Origin of the sequence: Alicyclobacillus cycloheptanicus, from assembly GCF_028751525.1 — a bacterium.
Taxonomy (GTDB): domain Bacteria; phylum Bacillota; class Bacilli; order Alicyclobacillales; family Alicyclobacillaceae; genus Alicyclobacillus_L; species Alicyclobacillus_L cycloheptanicus.
Map to the genome: position 1 here is coordinate 2742122 of NZ_CP067097.1, position 17546 is coordinate 2759667.

The following is a 17546-nucleotide window of genomic DNA, read 5'->3' on the forward strand; positions in this document are numbered from 1 at the left end:
ATGATTCGGCCATCACGATTCGGCCCACGACTCTGACCACTGTGGAGGTGACAAGCGCGTGTTGCACGACACCATCCTGCCTGACCACATCGTCCTGCGGGACTCGTCCTACATCTGGATTGGCCCATTGGTGGCCATGGTCGTGGCGCAGATACTGAAGCCCATCATCATTATGATTCAACTTCGCCGCTTCGACTGGGCCCGCATGCGGCAGTCTGGGGGGATGCCGAGTTCTCACACAGCGCTTGTCGTCGCGCTCGTGACCGAGTTGTGGCTGCGTGCGGGCGGACGCAACCCCATTTTGGCGATCGCGATTTTCATCGCCCTCATCGTCATGTACGATGCGGCGGGGGTTCGGTGGCAAACCGGTCGTCAGGCCGCCGTGCTGAACCGCCTGCTGAACGACCTCCGAGGTCACGCACTGCGCACTGGAGAGATTCAGCAGCCTCAACACCGTGCAGACGGCGCCGCCGCGCCGCCCGCTGGACAACCCTCTGTGCCCCAGGGGCAAAACCTTGAATTGAATCCGATTGAGTCCCAGAGCAAGCTGAAGGGGCTGCAACCGATACCCGTCGTCAAGCTTCCTTGGTTTATGATTGACTGGCCGGTCTTGAATGAGCAAATTGGCCACAAACCCATTGAAGTCATCGGCGGGTGTGTCGTCGGCATCGGCGTGGCCCTGTACCTGCATTAGTCACCGCATCTCCTGCGTCGTCCCAGTTGTGACAACTGTTTCCCACGGATTGTCCCTGGCTTCTTGAACGCCATCCGGCTGCATACGGTGAGGGTAGAACCCGCTTCGTGATGTGAAGAAGGAGGGATTTCGCCCGATGGATCGCCAGTGGCGAGTCTATACGCCGTACCGGAGCCCCTTTGACCCCTGCCCGCCCTTGGAGCCCAAAATGTACATTGTGCCGCCCAACCAATTTATCGTGTACCAGCCAAAGAACCTGCGTCAATTTTCACCGCGCGAAGCGCTGCGCCGCGGCACCTTGTGGCCAGACCTATACAGCCCGTATGAGCGTCCCAGGCGGGAGCGGTCCAAGGATGGTGATGAGTCATGAGCCGAGTCGTTCCACGCGAGTACTATCAGTTGATGTCCGAGCTGCAGGCCATTGATTTTGTGTTGGTGGAATTGACGCTGTACCTCGACACCCACCCGGACGATACGCAGGCAATCGCCCAGTTTGCGCAATTCCAGCGAAGAAAGACGGCGCTGATGGCCCAGTTTGAGTCCGCATTTGGACCGATCCGCGGATTCGGCAACAGTCCGGTCGGCTCGCAGTGGACCTGGGCCGAAGGCCCTTGGCCTTGGCAAGTGTAGCCCATTGGCGAGCAGCTCGGCTTGGCAAGTGTCGTTCGTCGTTACATACCCGGTCTGAACGCAATTCATCGCTGGGGGTGGTCATCCCGTGTGGATCTACGAGAAAAAGCTGCAATATCCGGTTCGGGTCAGCAAGTGCGACCCGAAAATGGCGAAGTTTTTGATTGAGCAGTACGGCGGCGCAGATGGAGAACTGGCGGCTGCGCTGCGCTACTTGAATCAGCGTTACACCATCCCGGACAAGGTCATCGGCCTGTTGACGGACATCGGCACAGAAGAGTTCGCCCACCTGGAAATGATTGCAACGATGGTCTACAAACTCACCAAGGACGCCACGCCGGAGCAAATGAAAGCTGCAGGGCTCGGAGAACACTATGTCGATCACGACAAAGCCCTCTTTTACCACAACGCCGCTGGCGTTCCCTGGACAGCCGCGTACATTCAGGCGAAAGGTGACCCGATTGCGGATCTCCACGAAGACATCGCCGCAGAGGAGAAGGCGAGAGCGACTTACCAGTGGCTGATTGACATCACGGACGACGTGGACCTGCAGGACAGCTTGAAGTTCCTGCGTGAACGGGAGGTCGTGCATTCCATCCGATTCCGGGAAGCCGTGGAGATTTTGAAGGAGTACCAAGACGAGAAACGCGTCTTCTAAGCAGAAGTTGTGCACATCGCGGGCCAGCCGCCGTCCAGGGACGGTCGCTGGCCCTGTGCGCTGTGATCCACGTTCATCGGCAAATCTCCAGTCGCGACAAGCTCCATTCGCGATACAATGGGAGGTGAAAACACACCGCGTGTCTTACCACGGGGATGTGAGGGAGAGGGTGAGGCTGATGGACGCAAAAGAACTTGGCACACAGATTGACAAGTATGTACGACCAGACACGTTTCCGGTGGGCGTCAAAATCGTTTCGTCCGATTCTGATTTACCCGCAAAGGCGAAGCGTCCCGTCCGTGACTTCGGCGAGCACATCACCATTTGCCAGTCGATTGGTTTTTCGCGCCGTTATGGCTGGACCATCGCGATGAACGGGGAGGACCTTTCCTGCCCGATTGCAAAAGTCGCGTTCGGCTACAAGCCGGCACTGGACTACTACACGGATGGCAATCTCGTCTGCGGGATGTACACCGCCGACGAAGAGACAGCGAAGCGGACGGAGGCTGACGTGCCCAAGCTGACGGCTGAAGAAAGCGGATTCTTCGTGTCGTTTCCGCTCGAACGCGCGCCGTTCGATCCGGACGTTGTGGTCGTCTATGCGAACTCGGCGCAGGTCATGCGCCTGGTCGCGGCGGCGTTGTACTTGCGGGGCGGCAGCATTCCTTCGACCTTCTCTGCGCGGGCGGATTGTGCGGACATCGCCATTAAAACGCTTCGAACCGGGGAACCTCAGGTGATTTTGCCGTGTTATGGCGATCGCGTCTTTGCCCAGACACACGACCACGAAATGGCCTTCAGCTTTCCATTTTCGGCGGCGGACGACCTGGTTGCGGGGCTGGAAGGCACGAACCGCGGCGGGGTGCGTTACCCGATTCCGCAATTCCTGCGCTACACAGCGGAATTTCCGCCGACGTATCAGAAGCTGAATCAGCTACTGGATGAGGCCGCACCGTCAAAGTGACCGCAAGCGAAGTGACCGTGTGACAAAACAGGCGCTCCCGCATGAACGGGAGCGCCTTTGCGAGCGTTCGCGAGTCTTCGCAAGCCTGGTTTAGCGTCCGTGGACCTGGTCGAGTCGAATCGAGCGTCGGTGGACGGTATGGTACCAGCGACGGTTGTTGCGGGTGAAGTACGCGTAGAGGGTGACGGGGCCCCATGTCCACAAGAAAATGGGCGCTAAAATCAGCCCGAAGTACGCGCGCCAGTTCACGCGCTCGAGCAGCAGCGCGAGCGGCATTTCCAAGAACAGGACGGCGGAAATGACCACCCACACGTTCGGCGGGATGATTTGCGCGGGATGCGGGGCGCCCGTCATTGGAATCAGGAAGTTGACCAAGAACATCATGATGGACATCAGGAACACAATCAGGGACCGCATCGGCTGGAACAGGTAAACCGCGGTATCGAATTTGCTCATGCTGCGCTCCCGGATGCCGCCCTTGGCCAGCGGAACCATGTATTGCTTGGCGCAGTTAAAGTGACCTTGCTGCCACCGCAGCCGCTGGCGGAAGGAGGCCAGAATGGTCAATGGCTTCTCGTCGTAGACCTTGGCATCGTGGGCCCACACGGGGATGATGCCGCGCGCGACGCAGCGCACGCCGAACTCCAGGTCTTCGGTCAGTCCGGTCGCGTCCCAGCCCATTTCCTGCAGCAGCGCGTAGTCAATACAAAGTCCCGTGCCCCCAAGCGCGCAGGGCAGTCCAAGGTTGTAACGAGCGTTTTGCCACATCCGGTTGTCGTACCAATAGGAAATGGCCAGGGACACACTCACCCAGGTGTCAAACGGGTTCTTGACGCCAAGATAGCCCTGCACGACGCGATGACCGCGGCACAGTTTGTCGTTCATGATGGACAAGAACTTCGGGTCCACCAGGTTGTCAGCATCGAACATGATGATTGCGTCCGGGGTCTCACCGGACAGCTTCAACTGTTCGAGCATCCACTCGATGGCGAAGCCTTTGCCCCGCTTTTCTGTGTCCGTCCGTTCGTGGACGATGGCCCCGTGCTTACGGGCGACCTCGGCCGTATGGTCCGTACAGTTGTCCGCGATTAAATGAATGTCAAACAGTTCTCTCGGGTACTGCTGCGCCGCGAGGCTGTCAATGAGCGGTCCAATGACACGCTCTTCGTTGTGGGCCGGAATCAGCAGCGCAAACTGCTTTTGCGGCGGATGCGTAATGGCCTCCCTGCGGTGCACAAACCCGAAGAAGGACATGGCAAACTGATAGATGGCCACAACGCCGGTCAGGACCTGAACGATAAAATATACCGTGTTGAAAATGTCATATACCATGGGCATGAACAACCCTTTCCAAAAGTCGAGCACAAGACGGGCAGTGACCCCCCGCCTTGAGACACCCATTCAGTCAGCGGTCGACTGAGCCCCAACCGCCGGCGGGTTGTGGGTGTCGGGGTTGTCCAGCATCCGTCCCCACAACAACAGCAGTCCGGCCATCATGTAGTAGAGTAGCACAGTTGGGGCATACTCATACAGGTTCTCCACAAAACTATGCGCCAAAATCGCAACAATTCCAGCAAGTCCAGCCAACGCCACAATCCGGTCATATCCGCGCGCCGGGCGAACCACGGTTTGCATGATTTCCCACACCATCGCGATGTGCATGCTGCAGAACAGGACCAGGCCGACCAAGCCGGACTCACCCAGCACTTTGGCAAAGTAACTGTCCGAGTACAGGGACAAGTTGTGGGCCGCAGCAATCGCTCCCCCGAATTGCCCCAGCCCAGCACCAAACAGCGGGGCCGGCGTCATCGCCTCGAAGGCAGACTCCCAGCGGACGAGGCGGCCGCCCTGCGCCGACTTGATGGCGTACACGGGGCTGAACAAGTCCATGACGCGCTGGTGAATCGGCGGCACGAAAAACAGCACTGCACCTACGATGACGAGCACGAGCAGCAACCGTCGTTCATACACAACGGCGATGAACAAAAGCCCAACACAAAGCCCCAGCCACGCCCCCCGATTATATGTGAACAGCAGCGAACACAGACAGCATGCGCCGCCCATGGCGTAGAACCAGCGTCGAACGCGGTGTTTGTCGAGCATGAGCAGTGCGAATAACATCGGGATTGCCATTTCCATGTTGGCCCCGAATTCTGCCGGCGACCCAAACACGGAGAAGACGCGCGTTCGGACATGTTCGCCAACGTCTGACCAACTGTTTGGAACCGGCACCTTCGTGATGTACTGAAACACCCCGTCGATGCCAAGCAGGATGCTGGTGGCAACGATGGCATACAACAGCTTGGGCGAACGCTCCGGTTCCACGACAAATGGAATCAGCAGGCCAAAGACGATGTATTCAACATCCATACTAAATCCATCGAAAGCAATGCTTGTATTTGTGAGGGCCCCGACAAGCAGGAGTCCGACACAATATAGAATATACCAGCCAGCGAATCGGAACCAGCGAAAGCCTCGCGGGCGAATGCCATGGCGGTAGCGAATGTACGCGGCAAGCGCCAGAATCACCAGTACAATTCTATCCCAAATCTGACCGATGGAAGAAGCGAAAAGATTTCCAAGTATGTAATTGACGATTGGGAAGCCAGCCAGGATGTACATACACCCGTTGGCGGCCTGCGTGGCGAACCGAAGCATGCGGGTGTCCGCCGCAGGGTCCCGGCCACGAAGCACGGTCACTTGTGTCAACTCCTACGGTTGGCGCAGCGTTTTGGCAAGGTCATTCAAATGACGACCCGAATTGTAGTATAGCCGATTCTCCGCCGCTTGGCACGGCTTCTTTGCGGCTGCCTGCGGAATCGGCACACTGCCTTACTCGGACGTACCCCCGGTCGAACCGGTCCCGCCTGGTTGTGAGCTGCCAGATCCGCCGTACGCGTAGGTTCCGTTGGACTGCTGGTAGAAGTGACGGTAGGTGCCAATGCCGGCGGCCTGCCTCGGATGGATAAGGCCGGTGACCACCTGGGCCAGCACCAACAGCATGGCAATGCCGGCGAACACCTTGACCCACACCGGAGACGGAGCGGCGGAGGGCATCATCGCGATCGCGATGATCACACCGACGCAAATGAGGCTGATGATGCTGAGCCAGCTGGATGCCCCGAAGGCGCCGCCGAACATGGCGCGCGCACCACCGGCAGCTGATGCAAACCCGCCGCTCCCTGGCGTGAAGCCGCCGCCAAGTCCGTTTCGGGCGAAGGATGCGGCCCGAATTCTCGCCTCCACCTGCACGTACAGGGTGTACGCGGTCACGATGCAATACACGATGAGTGCGATGCCAAGAATGATTCGATTGCGCATAGATTCTCCTCCTAATAGCCACATCGTGGGCGGTTGTCATAGATGATTTCAATATGCGGGTGGAAGTTTGAAATTGGATTGAAGCGGGGGACGGCGCGGAACAAATGGCTGCGCCGGGGACATGCCAAAAAGCATCAACTCGCGGCCGTGCTGCCGCGAGCTGATGCTCTAGTGGATTCGATATCCAATCGCGATGCTTACTTATCGAGATTGTAGAGGGCGGTGGACAGATACCGTTCGCCAGTGTCAGGAAGAATCACCACGACGGTTTTGCCCTTGTTTTCCGGCCGGCTTGCAACCACTTTTGCGGCGTGAATCGCTGCACCAGAGGAAATGCCGACGAGCAGCCCTTCCGACGCGGCAACTGCGCGGGAAGCCGCAAACGCCTCGTCGTTGCTGACCTGAACCACTTCATCATAGACTTCGGTGTTCAACACGCCGGGCACAAATCCGGCACCGATGCCCTGAATTTTGTGAGGACCCGGGTTCCCGCCGGACAATACCGGGGAATCGGTCGGCTCCACCGCAATCACTTGGACGGTGTTCTTCTTGGACTTGAGCACCTCGCCAACGCCCGTAATCGTACCGCCGGTCCCAATGCCGCTGACGAACACATCCACAGCGCCGTCGGTGTCTTCCCAAATCTCGACGGCGGTCGTCTGGCGATGGATTTCCGGGTTGGCTGGGTTTTCAAACTGCTGCGGGATGAACGAGTTTTCGATTTCCTGCGCCAGTTCGTTGGCCCGGGCAATTGCGCCCTTCATGCCTTTGGCTCCTTCGGTCAGGACGACTTCCGCGCCCAGTGCCTTCAACAGGTTGCGGCGCTCCACGCTCATCGTCTCCGGCATGCACAGGATGCACCGATACCCCTTGGCAGCAGAGACGAATGCCAAAGCAATGCCCGTGTTGCCGCTCGTCGGCTCAATGATGGTGGTTTTTCCCGGCTGGATTTTTCCGGCCTTTTCGGCTGCGTCAATCATGGCAAACCCGATGCGGTCCTTGACACTTCCCAGCGGATTGAAGTACTCCAGTTTTGCGAGCACTTCTGCGCCCGTTTCTTCGCTGACCTTGTTCAGTCGAAGGAGCGGGGTTCTACCAATCAGTTCTGTAATGTTCTTCGCGACTTTTGGACGTGGATTCAACGTCATCGGCCTCCTCGTCTGCCGTTAAGGCAGGTATTCCGATATCCATACTGCGGTATTGATCGTATCCCATTCTTGTGCCTTTGTCCAGCAGCTTGACCGAAATCTTCTCAACCTATCCGACGCAGGCGCATCCGGCCGCAACCCTCCTGTTCTACATAAGATATGGGAATGCAGGCAATGCTCCCGCATAGTAGTGTTCTGCTGGCAAGGGGCGATCATTGTGCTGAAACTGAACCGACTGAATAGGCGGGACTATCGAGATATCCACTCTGACCGTCCAAAACCGAAGGTGCCGGATTACCGTGACGCGCCCAAGATGACGGCGAGCCTGCGTCATACGTTGAAGTACATCAGTGAAACGGCCGGAGAAAGCGATGACTTTGCCGTCCGGCGCACGGTCGTTCGAAACCAGGAAGCAGTGGTTGTGTACTATCAAACCATTGCCGACCAAAAACAAGTGGAAGATGTGATGCAGGCTCTCCAAGAACACTCGTACCCAGGGCGGCTGTCGATGAAAGAAATGCCGCTGTATTTGGCCCGGCGTGTCATTCCGCTTGGAAACGTCATTCTGATGGACAATTTTTGGGAGATTCGGGAGGCACTCTCCCGCGGCATTATTGTCTTGTTCGTGGACGGGCTCAATGTCGCCATTACGATGGGCGAGAAATCTCTGCCGCAGCGCCCAGTCGAACCGCCGCTGTTGGAGTCCAGCACCCGCGGGCCCCAAGTCGCGTTTATTGAAAACATCGATGTGAACATCGGGCTGGTGCGCGGGACCTTGACAAGTGATTCGCTGACCGTCAAAGAACTGCGCGTTGGGTACCGCAGCCGCAATCGAGTTGCTGTGCTTTATTTACATGATGTCGCCAATCCCAACCTGGTGGCGACCGTCATCAAGCGGATTCAGGCGGTGCACGTCGATAAGCTGACGGGCAGCGCGACGCTGGAGCAGCGCATCGTGGATAACCACTGGACGCTGTTTCCACAGACGCGTGCCACATCTCGAGTTGACAACTGTGTGAAAGAGGTCGGGCAGGGAAAGGTCCTCATTCTCGTCGACGGGGATTCGACGGCGTTGATTGCCCCTGGCACGGTCATCGACTTTTTTCAGACGATGGAGGATGACCAGCACAGTTGGTGGGAAGCGACATTTGTTCGCTGGCTGCGCATGCTGTCGTTTGTGCTCGCTTTTTATCTCCCGGCTTTATATATCTCCTTCGTCGACTTTAATCCGGAGTTGATGCCGCAGACGTTGGCCATGGCCATTGCCCGTTCTCGCGAAGGCGTGCCGTTCAACGCCGCGACCGAAGTGATGATGATGCAGCTGGTGATTGAAATCATCCGCGAAGCCGCGATGCGCATGCCGAAAGTCATGGGTCAAACCATCGGCATCGTCGGCGGCTTAGTGCTTGGGCAGGCGGCTGTAGAAGCCGGGCTGGTCAGCAACATCCTCATCGTCGTGATCGCGCTGACGGCAGTCTCCTTGTTTGTCTTGCCGAGCTACGAGTTTTCTACGGTACTGCGGCTGCTCAGTTGGCTCAATATCCTTGGTGCCTCGTTGTTTGGCTTTTACGGGGTCATGCTGGTGGTGATCCTCATTCTGTTTCACGTTGCCTCACTCAAGTCTTTTGGTATTTCGTACCTGGAGCCGCTCGCCGGGGAGCACTGGCGGGACTTGTTTCTCGATGGCGTCTTTCGCTTCCCGCTGCCGATGCTGGACAAACGTGCATCTCACTTGCATGACCAGGATCCGACAAGAGCATCCGACTACACGGACCCGGCACAGCATCCCATGTTGGAAGTGCCGCGGGGACCCAAGTTTCCGCGGAAACAGAAGCAAACATGAACAAGTGGGCACGACGATTGGCTGCTTTGTTCCTTCTGTGCGCGGGCCTGCTGTTTTTGCCAGGCTGCTGGGACTATGAAGCGATTAATACGAGAGCACCCGTGACAGGGTTAGGGATTGACCCAGCGCAGGACGACCCGAATAAGTTTTTGATCACGATTCAGTTTCCAATTTTGACACACACGAGCCAGGGCCAGCAGGGAGGCAACGACGGGGGCGGCCAGTCCACCGAGTTTCAAAACCTGTCGGTGGAAGCCTACTCTCTGCCGGAAGCCCTGAGAGCGATTCAACTCAGAATGTATCGCAAGGTGGACATTGCGGAACTGCGTGCGGCCATTATCAATGAAAATTTGTCGGGCGACCGGATGGATAGCCTGATTGCCCAACTGATGCGCTTGCCGGAGGTGAATCGTCTGGCACTCGTGCTCACGACACCGACTTCTGCGAAAGACGTGCTGAGCGTGAATGGGTTACCGAACACGCCTGCAGATTTTATCGACAAGGCGTTTAAAATTCGCCAAGAGGGCTTCGTCGTCAATCGGGAACTTTGGCAGTACTGGCGGGATACAACCCAAGTAGGTGTGGTCCCAATGATTCCCGTCGTGACGGTTGTTCCAAACGAGGATGAAAGCGGAAGCAGGCTGCAGTTTGGCGGAATGAAGGTCTACAAAGGGAACGCACCGGTGTTCGACTTGGACAAACAGCAAACATTTTATGTAAATCTGTTGACGGAACAAGCCCGCAGCATGGCCATCGATCTCCCGCTTCAGGACGGCCTCGTGTCACTCACGGACATCCGGTCCAGACACAAAATGAAGTGCGTCGTTCGCGGAAACAGCCTCGTACTGGTGGACCACGTGACGTTGGCATCCACCCTCGGGAAAGTCGCAGACCCGCGGCCGAAACCTTGGCCGCCGACACAGCTCAACGAACTAGAAGCCGAGACGTCACAATATATGACGAAGCAGGCGATTGCTGTCATGAAGGAGCTTCAGCAGCGACAGACAGATGTGTTCGGCTTTGGCAGACTATACTTTCAACGTCATCCGGAACAAGAGCAGAAAATGAAGGCGGAATGGGGGCAAATGTTTGAGCACGCAAAAGTGGATATCCAAGTGACCGTCTCCATTACCAACAAAGGGATGTTGATTTAATGTACAAGCTCTCCATGTATCAAGTCGTATGTATCTTATGTACGAGTTACTTGCCGCTCCTGTTTTGGATTTATCCGCGATATGCCGCCTACTACGGGGGCGTCGACGGCCAGTGGGCGCTGCTTGGCACATGCCTGGCCGCGATGTACAGTGCATGGATTCACGGGTTATTGAACACCCGTTTCAAAAACTATTCGGGCGTGGAGATGCTGACGTTGACGTTTGGGAAGGTCCTCGGTATCCCAACGGCGCTGATGTTCATTCCGGGCTACGTATTGTTTGTGGCCACGAGCCTGTACTCGTATTCCATCACGGTCAAGAGTATCTTGCCGAATACACCCAGTCTCGCGGCGAGCGGCGCGTTACTGCTCGTGGCGTTGGTCGGAGCCGCGTACGGCTTGGAGACGATTGCGCGTGTCGCGTCCATCGTATTTCCCGTGGTGATGTTTGTCCTCGGGACCTCGTTTCTCCTGGTGTTCTTTCGCGGTACGTGGGCTGGCGTGTTTTTCCATCCAGTCAGCCTGTCTCGTTCCATTTCTGTAGCCGGCATGTTGCTGCCCATCTTCTTTGGGTTCAACAATTTTCTCATGCTGTGTCCGTTCTATGACCACCGCAAGCGAAACTCGGTGTGGATTCCGTTCGTCTCTGTCGGTCTCGGGTCGTTCTTTGTCTTGAGTGTGTATCTCGTCACCATTCGCGTTGTTGGCTACGAGGGGCTCAGAGTTCTGTCCCACCCGGTTGACTTTGTTTTGCAGCTTGTCCAGTTGCAAGGTCTCATCATCCAGCGTTTCGGCGTCGGCCTCATCTTTATGTCGACGATGTTTGAAGCTGTCTTTTGCGCGAATCATATTTGGGCGCTGGGGGAACTCTCCATGCGGGTATTCGGCGCGCAGAGGAAGAAACACAAGTGGTTTGTCCTGTTTTACGCTGTGGTCATATTGACTGTCTTTCGACTCATCCCCGACCAGGAGGTGGGGGACTGGATTGTCATCAACATCCTGGTTCCACTGAGCTGGCTTTATCTCCTCGTTGAACCGACTATAAAATTGTTGGTATCTTACTTAAGGAGGCTTGATTACGCCTCGACCCAAAATGAGTCCCCCGCGTAGCCGGCGGCGCGTGCGCACGCCGCACGGTCGTGCACGCTGGGCCCTGCTTTGGGTCAGGATACATGCGTTGACCAGCGTCGTCTTGGAACTGCGTGTTTGACCCGCGTGGAAACGCCGGACGCTGGAATTGGACAGGAGGGGTTCAGGAATGGAAGCACGCATTGCAGAGAAGTCAGGCTCGTTCTCCATTGGCGGCAAACTGACCGTCAATCGCTTGGGTTACGGCGCCATGCAGTTGACAGGGCCGGGCGTCTGGGGAGACCCGAAAGACCCGGAAGAGGCGGTTCGAGTGCTGCGCCGCGCCGTCGAACTCGGTGTGACGTTCATCGATACGGCGGACTCGTACGGACCGTTTGTGTCCGAAATGTTGATAAAGAAGGCGTTGCACCCATATCCCAAAGACTTGGTCATCGCGACCAAAGCGGGTTTGACGCGTTCGGGTCCGAACATTTGGCTTCCGGTGGGGCGTCCGGAGTACCTGCGTCAGCAGGTGGAATTGAGCCTGCGGCACCTCGGACTGGAGCGGATTGATTTGCTCCAGTTGCATCGGATTGACCCAAAAGTGCCGCTGGCGGAGCAGGTTGGGGAACTGGGCCGGCTGCAACAGGAAGGGAAGATTCGCTTCATCGGACTCAGCGAAGTCTCCGTTGAGCAGATTGAAGAAGCGCGGAAGATCGTCGAGATTGTCACCGTGCAGAACTTGTACAACCTCGCGAAGCGCGACGCAGAGCCAGTGCTGGCGTACTGTGAGCAGCACAACATCGGTTTCATTCCGTGGTTCCCGCTCGCCACGGGTCAATTGGCCAAGGAAGGCGGGCCGCTGGATGAAATCTCGAAGCGTCTTGGCGCAAAGCCGTCCCAGCTGGCACTGGCCTGGCTGCTCAAGCGCTCGCCTGTGATGCTGCCGATTCCGGGCACGTCGTCGGTGGCGCATTTGGAAGAGAACATGGCCGCGGCGGGCATCGCCTTGAGTGACGCGGACTTTGAGGCGCTCTCGAATCTCCACGAGCGCGCATAACACGCATCAGCTGGCCCATTCCATCAACAGGCCCCCATCTGCCAAGGTTTTGGCGGAAGGGGGCCATTTGCTGCGGAGCGGAACGGGTGGCCCTGCAACGGAGCGCATGGCAGGTGCATCGCTCGTGCATGGCTGGGACAGGGCCCTTTCTTTCGATCGTATGGACGACAGGAGTAAGCGGGGGATACTAGCCTAGTTGTCGTCCGGCAAGGACGACAGGTTGATTTCGTTGGACAGGGCCGCGAGCTGGTCGAGCGTGTTCAGAAACACGTCGAGCTTGCGTGGTTCGATGCTGGACAGACACGCCTGTACGATTTGTCGGCGGGCGTGCAGCACCTTGCGGACCGTATCTTCCCCGCGGGGCGTCACTTGAACACGGACGACGCGGCGATCCGCTTCCTCCCGCGTGCGTACGATAAAGCCGGCCTGTTCAAGCCGGTCCAGCATCACCGTTACCGCGCTTGGTTTGACACGCATGCGTTTCGCAAGGGCGGACACGGTGTGCGATTCCTGTCGCACATAGTACAACAACAAGACTTGCCCAGGCGTGAGTTCGTGCTGGAGCCGCTGAATCAGTCCCGGACCGAGGTTCTTCAACAACGTGAAGAGCGCCTTGTCAAACTGCCTTGCTTGTTGCGCCGGGTGGTCATCAGGTTCGCAGCCAGTCGCTGTCATGCCGCTTCGCCTCATTTCTTATCTTGTTTTAATATTAAACGGCATTGTATTTATCTATCTAAACGTTTAAACTGTATAAGTAAATTTTCCGTGCGTCAAGTCAAGCTCAGATACCACTGGGAAGGGTGCTTTGCGAAACATGCGATTTTTAACCAGGTTCTCCTTGCGTAATCCGGTCGTGATTGTCATCCTGGTCATCCTTGTGCTGGTCGGAGGGGTACTGTCTGCGCTGGGTCTGCAGGAAGACCTCATGCCCGACTTGTCGGTGCCCATCATTTCGATTCAGACTACCTATCCAGGCGCTTCGCCGAGCCAGGTTGCGAACGACATTACCACGCCGCTCGAAAAAGCGCTCAATGGCACACAGGATGTCCAGACCATCACGAGTACATCGATTGCGAATGTATCGCAGATTGAACTCGAACTCGACATGAACGCCAACCTGAACACGGTGGAGCAAAACGTCGAACAGATTGTCAATCGGGTCAACCTGCCGTCGACCGCAGGCACGCCTTCCGTGAATTCCTTCTCCTTCAGCAACACGCCGGTGTTAGCCTTCACGGTCGGTTCCAAGCGTGTATCGACTCAGCAGCTGAAAACCCTGGTCAACCAAACCATCGTTCCAGACTTGCAGGGCGTCGCGGGTGTGGCGACGGTCAGTGCCGCCGGCGCGGACCCAGACAACGTCGTCATTCAGTTCGATGCGGCGAAGCTGCGCAAGTACAACTTGACGATGGAGCAAGTCCTGCAGGACCTGCAGGCTGACAATGTCTCCACGCCGCTTGGCACGGCAACCGCAGCGGGAAAAGTGCAGCCCGTACAGATGAACAGCACGTTTACTTCGCTCGCGGATATCCGCAATCTGCCCATTGCGATTCCTTCAAACCCATCCGCCAGCCTGCAGCAATCCCTCGGCAAGAGTCTCAACCAAATGGGACAATCCATCGGACAAGTTGCACAAGGCGAAAGCGCACTGGGGCAAAGTGTCGGGCAGCTGGGCCAGACGGTCGGACTCGTTCAGGCAGAGAATCAGCTGCTGTCGTCGCTGCAGCAAATTCAGGGCCAGCTGTTTGGTGCAGAGCTGGCGCTCAATCAGCAGCTCGCGCAGCCGAAGGACAGTCAGGACCCACAGTCCATCGCCAAGCTCCAGGGCGAGGTGAGCTCACTGGAAAGCGCGCAGAAGCAGCTCCAGGCCCAGTTGAGCGCGCTGCAGCAAAAGATGAAGGCCGCGGCGCCCGGTTCGACGACGGGCACCGGCAGCCGAGCTGCCGCTGGCAGTGATGCGGCGGCTGAAACCAGTCCATCGTCCGCCGGCGGCGCGGCGAACGCATCGAGTGCGTCGACCACGCTGCAGACCATCCCGCTGTCTGACGTGGCGACCGTCTCGATGCAGCCGCCGACCGGCAGTTCCATCAACCGCACCAACGGTGAACCGAGCATTTTGGTGACGGTGTCGAAGACGGAGAACGCCAACACCGTGGACGTCGCCAAGGCCATTCATAAGGAACTCGACAGCCTGCAAGGGCAGCTGCCCGCCGGTGTGCACATTGTGCCGCTGTTTGACTCGTCGCAGATGATTACCGCTTCCGTCAACGGTGTCTTGCGCGAAGCGGTACTGGGTGCCGTGTTTGCGGTCCTGGTGATTCTCCTCTTCCTGCGCAACTGGCGCACCACATTGGTCGCCATCGTTTCGATTCCGCTTTCCATTTTGACCTCGGTCATCTTGCTCGGACGGCTGGGCATCACGCTGAACATCATGACGCTGGGCGGCCTCGCGGTGGCCACAGGGCGGGTCGTGGACGACAGTATCGTCGTGATCGAGAACATATACCGCCTCTGGAGAAGCGGCATGGGGTTTGGCAAGAGACTGGTGCTGCACGCGACGGCTGAGGTGGGGAACGCGATTTTGTCGTCGACGCTGGCAACCATCGCAGTGTTCCTGCCGTTGGCAATGGTGGGTGGAATCGTTGGAAAGATTTTTGAGCCGTTTGCGCTGACGGTCGTCTGCTCGCTGGCGTCGTCACTGCTCGTCGCCTTGACCGTCGTCCCCATCCTGGCGTGGCTGTTCGTGGTGCGCAAACGGGCGAAGGGTGCCGAATACGATTGGCTGCTGGAGGATGCAGGCCGTGCGCCTGCAGATGGCGCGCTGCATCCTGTGTACGAGCACCCAGAACAAGCGGGAGTCTCGGGCCCCGCGGCCGCTGCGCCGCGCCGCTGGCAGCAACGATACCAATCCGTGCTCCGCTGGTGTCTCGACCACAAGGGCTGGGTGATTCTTGGGACGGCAATTGCCTTTGTCGCCTCCATCTTGGTGCTGCCGACCGTGGGCACCACGTTCATTCAAAACTCCATGCAGCAGTCGGCGACCATTTCCATCACGATGCCAGTCGGTACACCGCTTGATGTGACGAACAACAAGGCCAAACAGGTGGAAACGGCGCTGAAAAAAGACGCCAGCCAGATTCAGCAGGTCAACACCTCGGTGGGCGGCGGCAATGACTATGGGATGGGGCAGGGTTCGACCAACACCAATCAGGCCTCGCTGACCGTGGCCCTGAAGCCCCAAGCAGATGTCGACCAGTTCCTGGCGGCGGCGCGTAAGCAGACTGCACCCCTGGCGACCGACGGAACCACGATCCAGGTCGAGGGTCAATCGACGGGCGGCGGGGAGACCACGTTCGACATCGTCGTAAACGGTCCGAGCCAGGCCGCGATTGCGCAGGGCGCCAATGAAATTGTCGAACGTCTTCAGAATTTCCCAGGGCTGGCCAACGTGACGAGCAACCTCGGACAGACCCAGCCGGAGATTGAAGTCGTCCCGAATGCTGCACAGGCTGCTAAGTACGGGCTGACATCGCAGCAGATTGCCCAGACCGTCAGCGACTACCTGTCTTCGCAAAACCTCGGCACAGTCAGTGTGGACGGAACCACATACGATCTCGATGCCAAGCTGAACAGTGCCACGGATTTGAGCAGTTTGTCGGCGATTCGAGCACTGCCCGTCACCGCGTCGACCGGGCAGAACCTGAAACTTGGTGACGTGGCGACGGTGCGCAGCGTGCAAACTCCGACATCGGTATTGCATGAGAATGGACACGCCTACGCCGAGATCACGGCGGACTACACGGTGCAGAGCACGAGCAAGGTGCAAGCCGGCGCGATGAAGGCTATCCACGCCCTTCACTTGCCACAGGGCGTGACAGTGGGGCAGTCGTCCTCGGCATTGCAGCAGAGCCAGAGCTTCACGCAGTTGATTGAAGCCATCGTGATTGCGGTCGGTATTGTCTACATGGTGATGTTGATTCTCTTTGGCGAATGGTCGGCGCCGTTTGCGATTCTGTTCTCGATGCCCGTGGCGCTGATTGGGGCCTTCTTTGGCACGGTGATCGCACGCGAGCCGCTGAGTGTGTCGTCGCTGATTGGGATTTTGATGCTGATGGGAATTGTCGTCACCAACGCGATTGTCTTGATTCAACGCGTGGAGCAGCAGCGCCAGCGCGGCCTCACGATTCGGGACGCGCTGCTCGAAGCAGGCACCACGCGGCTTCGGCCGATTCTCATGACGGCGGTGGCAACCATCTGCGCGCTGCTCCCCTTGGCGGTCGGAGCATCCGAAGGCGTGCTGATTTCCCAGGGCCTGGCCATCGTTGTCATCGGCGGCCTCGTCACCTCGACGATTCTCACCCTCTGCATCGTGCCGCTGATGTATGAGCTGCTCCACCGGCGCACGCATCGCGCGCAGATGAAGCTGATTCAACAGGCGGAGTGAGAGCGCGCGCGGGTGTAGGGGGGGCGCGGTGCGCGTGGGCTGGGTGGTGCGGGGCGCGTGGGCTGTCGGGAGATAAGGCGTGATCCCTGCCTAAACGGGCCGTGGGCTGTCGTGATCCCGGCGTCGTAAGGCGGGTTTCCTGCCCTAAGAGGCCGTGCTGCGCGTGGGCTGCCGGGGATAAGGCGTGATTCCTGCCTAAACGGGCCGTGGGCTGGCGTGATCCCGGCCCCCTAAGGCGGGTTTCCTGCCCTATGAGGCCGGGTTGCGCGTGGGCTGTCGGGAGATAAGGCGTGATTCCTGCCTAAACGGGCCGTGGGCTGGCGTGATCCCGGCCCCCTAAGGCGTCAATTCCCGCCTAAACGGGTGCACGGTCGGCGTGAACCCGGCCCTGTAAGGCGGGTTTCCTGCCCTATGAGGCCGGGCTGCGCGTGGGGTGCCGGAGGATAAGGCGTGATTCCCGCCTAAACGAGCCGTGGGCTGGCGTGATCCCGGCCCCTTAAGGCGGGTTTCCTGCCCTATGAGGCCGGGCTGCGCGTGGGCTGTCGGGAGATAAGGCGTGATTC

General features: G+C 58.2%; 15 protein-coding genes. 10 read left to right on the forward strand and 5 right to left on the reverse strand.

Annotated elements, in window-relative coordinates; genetic code table 11:
* Window positions 1-58 precede the first annotated feature (58 nt).
* The 5 genes from JI721_RS12640 (at window position 59) to JI721_RS12660 (ending at window position 2946) form a co-directional block, all read left to right on the forward strand.
* Entirely contained in the window at window positions 59-694 is a 636-nt protein-coding gene (locus JI721_RS12640; protein ID WP_274455228.1) for a divergent PAP2 family protein, read from the forward strand.
* A 136-nt stretch (window positions 695-830) separates the two neighbouring features.
* A complete protein-coding gene (locus JI721_RS12645; protein WP_274455229.1) occupies window positions 831-1064 on the forward strand; it encodes a spore coat associated protein CotJA in 234 nt (77 codons plus the stop codon).
* Window positions 1061-1324, forward strand: coding sequence for a spore coat protein CotJB (locus tag JI721_RS12650; protein WP_274455230.1), 264 nt, complete (start codon window positions 1061-1063; stop codon window positions 1322-1324). Before JI721_RS12645 ends, JI721_RS12650 begins: the two co-directional genes overlap by 4 nt.
* 88 nt (window positions 1325-1412) lie before the next feature.
* Entirely contained in the window at window positions 1413-1982 is a 570-nt protein-coding gene (locus tag JI721_RS12655; protein ID WP_274455231.1) for a manganese catalase family protein, read from the forward strand.
* Between the two features lie 178 nt (window positions 1983-2160).
* Complete coding sequence (locus JI721_RS12660; RefSeq protein ID WP_274455232.1) at window positions 2161-2946, forward strand: DUF169 domain-containing protein; 786 nt, start codon at window positions 2161-2163, stop codon at window positions 2944-2946.
* 90 nt (window positions 2947-3036) lie between these two features.
* Here the strand turns inward: JI721_RS12660 and JI721_RS12665 are convergent, their stop codons facing one another.
* The 4 genes from JI721_RS12665 to cysK all read right to left on the reverse strand — a co-directional run bounded on the left by JI721_RS12665 (window position 3037) and on the right by cysK (window position 7415).
* Complete coding sequence (locus tag JI721_RS12665; RefSeq protein WP_274455233.1) at window positions 3037-4284, reverse strand: glycosyltransferase family 2 protein; 1248 nt, start codon at window positions 4282-4284, stop codon at window positions 3037-3039.
* Between the two features lie 63 nt (window positions 4285-4347).
* Window positions 4348-5646, reverse strand: coding sequence for an O-antigen ligase family protein (locus tag JI721_RS12670; RefSeq protein ID WP_274455234.1), 1299 nt, complete (start codon window positions 5644-5646; stop codon window positions 4348-4350).
* Between the two features lie 132 nt (window positions 5647-5778).
* Window positions 5779-6267 carry a hypothetical protein gene (locus JI721_RS12675; protein WP_274455235.1) on the reverse strand — a complete coding sequence of 163 codons (489 nt, stop codon included), beginning with the start codon at window positions 6265-6267 and terminating at the stop codon, window positions 5779-5781.
* A 197-nt stretch (window positions 6268-6464) separates the two neighbouring features.
* Window positions 6465-7415: a cysteine synthase A gene (gene cysK / locus JI721_RS12680; RefSeq protein ID WP_274455236.1), complete on the reverse strand. Its 951-nt coding sequence runs from the start codon at window positions 7413-7415 to the stop codon at window positions 6465-6467.
* A gap of 217 nt (window positions 7416-7632) precedes the next feature.
* On the opposite strand from cysK, the gene JI721_RS12685 reads away from it, so the two are divergent.
* The 4 genes from JI721_RS12685 (at window position 7633) to JI721_RS12700 (ending at window position 12539) form a co-directional block, all read left to right on the forward strand.
* Complete coding sequence (locus JI721_RS12685) at window positions 7633-9258, forward strand: spore germination protein (protein ID WP_274455237.1); 1626 nt, start codon at window positions 7633-7635, stop codon at window positions 9256-9258.
* The gene (locus tag JI721_RS12690; protein ID WP_274455238.1) at window positions 9255-10412 is read left to right on the forward strand and encodes a Ger(x)C family spore germination protein; all 1158 of its coding nucleotides are present in this window, start codon (window positions 9255-9257) and stop codon (window positions 10410-10412) included. The genes JI721_RS12685 and JI721_RS12690 overlap by 4 nt, the downstream gene beginning before the upstream one ends.
* Window positions 10412-11521, forward strand: a complete 1110-nt coding sequence (locus tag JI721_RS12695; RefSeq protein ID WP_274455239.1) for a GerAB/ArcD/ProY family transporter — start codon at window positions 10412-10414, stop codon at window positions 11519-11521. The genes JI721_RS12690 and JI721_RS12695 overlap by 1 nt, the downstream gene beginning before the upstream one ends.
* A gap of 148 nt (window positions 11522-11669) precedes the next feature.
* Entirely contained in the window at window positions 11670-12539 is an 870-nt protein-coding gene (locus JI721_RS12700) for an aldo/keto reductase (protein WP_274455240.1), read from the forward strand.
* A 192-nt stretch (window positions 12540-12731) separates the two neighbouring features.
* On the opposite strand, the gene JI721_RS12705 is transcribed toward JI721_RS12700, so the two are convergent.
* Window positions 12732-13214, reverse strand: a complete 483-nt coding sequence (locus JI721_RS12705; protein ID WP_274455241.1) for a MarR family winged helix-turn-helix transcriptional regulator — start codon at window positions 13212-13214, stop codon at window positions 12732-12734.
* A 139-nt stretch (window positions 13215-13353) separates the two neighbouring features.
* Between JI721_RS12705 and JI721_RS12710 the strand changes: the two genes are divergently transcribed.
* Complete coding sequence (locus JI721_RS12710; RefSeq protein WP_274455242.1) at window positions 13354-16983, forward strand: efflux RND transporter permease subunit; 3630 nt, start codon at window positions 13354-13356, stop codon at window positions 16981-16983.
* Window positions 16984-17546 lie beyond the last annotated feature (563 nt).

Excerpts from the sequence above, each read along its gene's own strand:
- JI721_RS12695 (WP_274455239.1), top strand. The coding sequence starts at position 10,412 with ATGTACAAGCTCTCCATGTATCAAGTCGTATGTATCTTATGTACGAGT.
- JI721_RS12660 (WP_274455232.1), top strand. The coding sequence starts at position 2,161 with ATGGACGCAAAAGAACTTGGCACACAGATTGACAAGTATGTACGACCA.
- JI721_RS12665 (WP_274455233.1), bottom strand. The coding sequence starts at position 4,284 with ATGCCCATGGTATATGACATTTTCAACACGGTATATTTTATCGTTCAG.
- cysK (WP_274455236.1), bottom strand. The coding sequence starts at position 7,415 with ATGACGTTGAATCCACGTCCAAAAGTCGCGAAGAACATTACAGAACTG.
- JI721_RS12690 (WP_274455238.1), top strand. The coding sequence starts at position 9,255 with ATGAACAAGTGGGCACGACGATTGGCTGCTTTGTTCCTTCTGTGCGCG.
- JI721_RS12700 (WP_274455240.1), top strand. The coding sequence starts at position 11,670 with ATGGAAGCACGCATTGCAGAGAAGTCAGGCTCGTTCTCCATTGGCGGC.
- JI721_RS12710 (WP_274455242.1), top strand. The coding sequence starts at position 13,354 with ATGCGATTTTTAACCAGGTTCTCCTTGCGTAATCCGGTCGTGATTGTC.
- JI721_RS12675 (WP_274455235.1), bottom strand. The coding sequence starts at position 6,267 with ATGCGCAATCGAATCATTCTTGGCATCGCACTCATCGTGTATTGCATC.
- JI721_RS12645 (WP_274455229.1), top strand. The coding sequence starts at position 831 with ATGGATCGCCAGTGGCGAGTCTATACGCCGTACCGGAGCCCCTTTGAC.
- JI721_RS12705 (WP_274455241.1), bottom strand. The coding sequence starts at position 13,214 with ATGACAGCGACTGGCTGCGAACCTGATGACCACCCGGCGCAACAAGCA.
- JI721_RS12650 (WP_274455230.1), top strand. The coding sequence starts at position 1,061 with ATGAGCCGAGTCGTTCCACGCGAGTACTATCAGTTGATGTCCGAGCTG.